Source organism: Sphingomonas sp. NPDC019816, assembly GCF_050274375.1.
In the GTDB taxonomy this organism is placed as follows: domain Bacteria; phylum Pseudomonadota; class Alphaproteobacteria; order Sphingomonadales; family Sphingomonadaceae; genus Sphingomonas.
In genome coordinates this window covers 1-2,968 of sequence record NZ_JBNNOB010000231.1, presented here as the reverse complement: position 1 = coordinate 2,968, position 2,968 = coordinate 1, and the positions used below count along the sequence as shown (strand labels likewise).

The window sequence follows — 2,968 nt, the reverse complement described above, 5'->3', positions numbered from 1 at the left end:
GTTTTTAGAGGAGGGCGGTTCTCGCGGAGGGGCCGGGGCCCCTCCCCTCGGTCCCCTCCCGCCGGCGGGAGGGGATGCGCTATTGGTGGAAGACAGTCATCTCCACAAAGCGAGACAGGCGCCCCTCCCGCAGGCGGGAGGGGTTGGGGGAGGGGACCACGCTTTCGATCGATACGATCCACTAGCCCCACTCCCCAACCTCACATCACGCCAGCGAAGCCTTCACCAACCCGCTCGCCTTGCTCATATCCAGCACCGCCGCATGCCGTGCCTTCAGCTCGGCCATCACCCGGCCCATGTCCTTCATCCCAGAAGCCCCGATCTCCGCCTTGATCGCCTCGATGGCGGCCTTGGTCTCGTCCTCGGTCAGCGTCTGGGGCAGGAAGCGCTCGATCACCGCGACCTCGGCCTTCTCCGCATCGGCCAGTTCCTGGCGGCCGCCCTGTTCGTACATGGCGATCGATTCGCGGCGCTGCTTGACCATCTTCTGCAGCACTTCGATCACGACCATGTCGTCATCGGCGGGCGCCTCGCCGGTGCGGAGTTCGATGTCGCGGTTCTTGATGGCGGCCTGGATCAGGCTGATCGCCGCGCGGCTTTCCTTGTCGCCGGCCTTCATGGCGGCCACCTGCGCGGCCTTGATATCGTCGCGAATCATGTTTCGTCCGTCTTGTCTGAAAGGCGGGGAGGATAGCGCACGCGACCAATTCCGTGAACCGGTTGACGCGGCGGCCATCGGGGTCTAGCGGACGCCACTTAGCGACATTGCAGACATTTTAGCAGGAGTGCCCGCCGATCATGGCCGACGCCAAGCCATTCGCCATGCCCGAAAAGCCTGAGGGCGCCACGGGTGTTCTCGTTCTGGCGAACGGAGACGTGTTGTGGGGGCGCGGTTTCGGCGTCGAGGGTGATGCGGTCGGCGAGGTGTGCTTCCACACCGCGATGACCGGCTATCAGGAGATCATGACCGATCCGTCCTTTGCGGGCCAGATCATCACCTTCACCTTCCCGCATATCGGCAATGTCGGCGCGAACCCCGACGATATCGAGGCGGACGCACCGCACGCGCTGGGCATGATCGTCCGCGAGGACCCGACCGCCCCGTCCAACTTCCGCGCGATGGAGAATCTCGCCGGGTGGATGGCGCGGCACAACCGCATCGGCCTGGCGGGCATCGACACCCGCGCGCTGACCCGCCGCATCCGCGCGGCCGGTGCGCCCAGCGGCGTGATCGCGCATTCGGCTTCGGGTGAGTTCGACATCGCCGCGCTCCTCGAAAAGGCTCAGCGATGGCCCGGCCTGGAGGGCATGGACCTTGCCAAGGACGTGTCGACGGAGCTGCATTATGGCTGGGGCGAGACGCGCGAAGGCGGCCTGTGGCGGCTGGGCTTCGGTTATGCCGGCGCGGAGGGCGAGGATCGTCCGCATGTCGTCGCGATCGATTATGGCAGCAAGCACAACATCTTCCGCAACCTGGTTCAGGCGGGTGCAAAGGTGTCGGTGGTCCCCGCCACCGCGTCTTACGAGGATGTGATGGCGCTGAACCCGGACGGCATCTTCCTGTCCAACGGTCCCGGCGATCCGGCGGCGACGGGCGAATATGCGGTGCCGGTGATCCGCCAGCTGCTCGACACGGGCAAGCCGTTGTTCGGTATCTGCCTGGGCCATCAGCTTCTGGGTCTGGCGGTCGGCGCCACGACCACGAAGATGCACCAGGGCCACCGCGGCGCGAACCACCCGGTCAAGCGCCTGTCCGACGGTCTGGTCGAGATCACCAGCATGAACCACGGCTTCGCTGTCGAGCGCGAGACACTGCCCGCTAACGCGCGCGAGACGCATGTGTCGCTGTTCGACGGATCGAATGCGGGGCTTGAGCTGACCGACCGCCCGGCCTTCTCGGTCCAGTACCACCCCGAAGCCTCGCCAGGGCCGCAGGACAGCTTCTATCTGTTCGAGCGGTTCGTGGGGTCGCTTCAGTGAGCGGGAGATCGGTCTGGGGGACTGCAAACAATTATCCCAGAAAAAATGTTATGACGTCGCTATTGTGGCTGACGGCTGTGACATTTCCGCTAGGTGTGGCTGCATTAATGCTTAAACCATGGCCTGGTATATTGGTCTTTGCAATAGGCGTTGTCGCCGTTCTATTTACCTTATGGTATTATAGGCATTGGGCAAAAAGTGAACCCGATCGCCTGCAGAGTGAGGATTATAGAATTCAGCGAGAGTATGTTAGCAAGTTTCCAGAACTGTTGGACATGCCAACTGAGCACTTTCCTCCCAGAGATGCAAAACTTGTCCCTAGGATTGGTAGGGAGGAGTCTCAGTGAATAATTTTTATATCTTGTCATTCGACATAAAGAGACTCAGTGTCCCGTATGATAAGTTTATTGTCTATATTAGTAATAATAAATCAATTGCAGATTGGCATAGCCCGTTTGATGGCTGTGTTGTAATTTTTGCAAAAGATCCGATAGAGATTATATCTAAATCAATTTTTGATTTTCTAGGTAGCTCGTCGCCTTTCTTCCTCGCTGAAATTGCGGAGGGAGATTCGTTTGGAGCTGTGCCGGACGCGATGTGGGAATGGTTTCGCAAGCCCCGATCTGGCGTGAAAATCGAATTAACGATTTCGGACAAATCAACAAAAAAAATTGATGAAAGTGGCGAAATATAATGCCAAAACGCACTGACATCTCCTCCATCCTCGTCATCGGCGCTGGCCCGATCGTCATCGGTCAGGCGTGCGAGTTCGACTATTCGGGCACGCAGGCGATCAAGGCCCTGAAAGAAGAGGGCTATCGCATCGTCCTGGTCAATTCGAACCCGGCGACGATCATGACCGATCCCGAGCTGGCCGACGCGACCTATGTCGAGCCGATCACGCCCGCCGTCGTCGCCAAGATCATCGAGAAGGAGCGCCCCCGCGTGGTATTGCTTACCACTTGCGGCCAGACCGCGCTGAACACCG

4 protein-coding genes are annotated in these 2,968 nt (G+C 60.0%); 3 read left to right on the top strand and 1 reads right to left on the bottom strand.

Features of this window, described 5'->3' with window-relative positions:
• Nucleotides 1-205: 205 nt before the first annotated feature.
• Nucleotides 206-658, bottom strand: a complete 453-nt coding sequence (locus ACQKJZ_RS18840; protein ID WP_427733181.1) for a GatB/YqeY domain-containing protein — start codon at nt 656-658, stop codon at nt 206-208.
• 140 nt (nt 659-798) lie between these two features.
• Here ACQKJZ_RS18840 and carA point away from each other — a divergent pair, with 140 nt between their 5' ends.
• The 3 genes from carA to ACQKJZ_RS18825 form a co-directional block, all read left to right on the top strand.
• Nucleotides 799-1,980, top strand: a complete 1,182-nt coding sequence (gene carA / locus ACQKJZ_RS18835; protein WP_427733179.1) for a glutamine-hydrolyzing carbamoyl-phosphate synthase small subunit — start codon at nt 799-801, stop codon at nt 1,978-1,980.
• Nucleotides 1,981-2,323: 343 nt separating this feature from the next.
• Nucleotides 2,324-2,674: a hypothetical protein gene (locus ACQKJZ_RS18830; protein WP_427733177.1), complete on the top strand. Its 351-nt coding sequence runs from the start codon at nt 2,324-2,326 to the stop codon at nt 2,672-2,674.
• The coding region (locus ACQKJZ_RS18825; protein ID WP_427733175.1) for a hypothetical protein at nt 2,674-2,968 on the top strand (295 nt) is incomplete at its 3' end. The genes ACQKJZ_RS18830 and ACQKJZ_RS18825, both read left to right, overlap by 1 nt.

Coding starts and splice junctions, on each gene's coding strand:
- ACQKJZ_RS18840 (WP_427733181.1), bottom strand. CDS start 658: ATGATTCGCGACGATATCAAGGCCGCGCAGGTGGCCGCCATGAAGGCC.
- carA (WP_427733179.1), top strand. CDS start 799: ATGGCCGACGCCAAGCCATTCGCCATGCCCGAAAAGCCTGAGGGCGCC.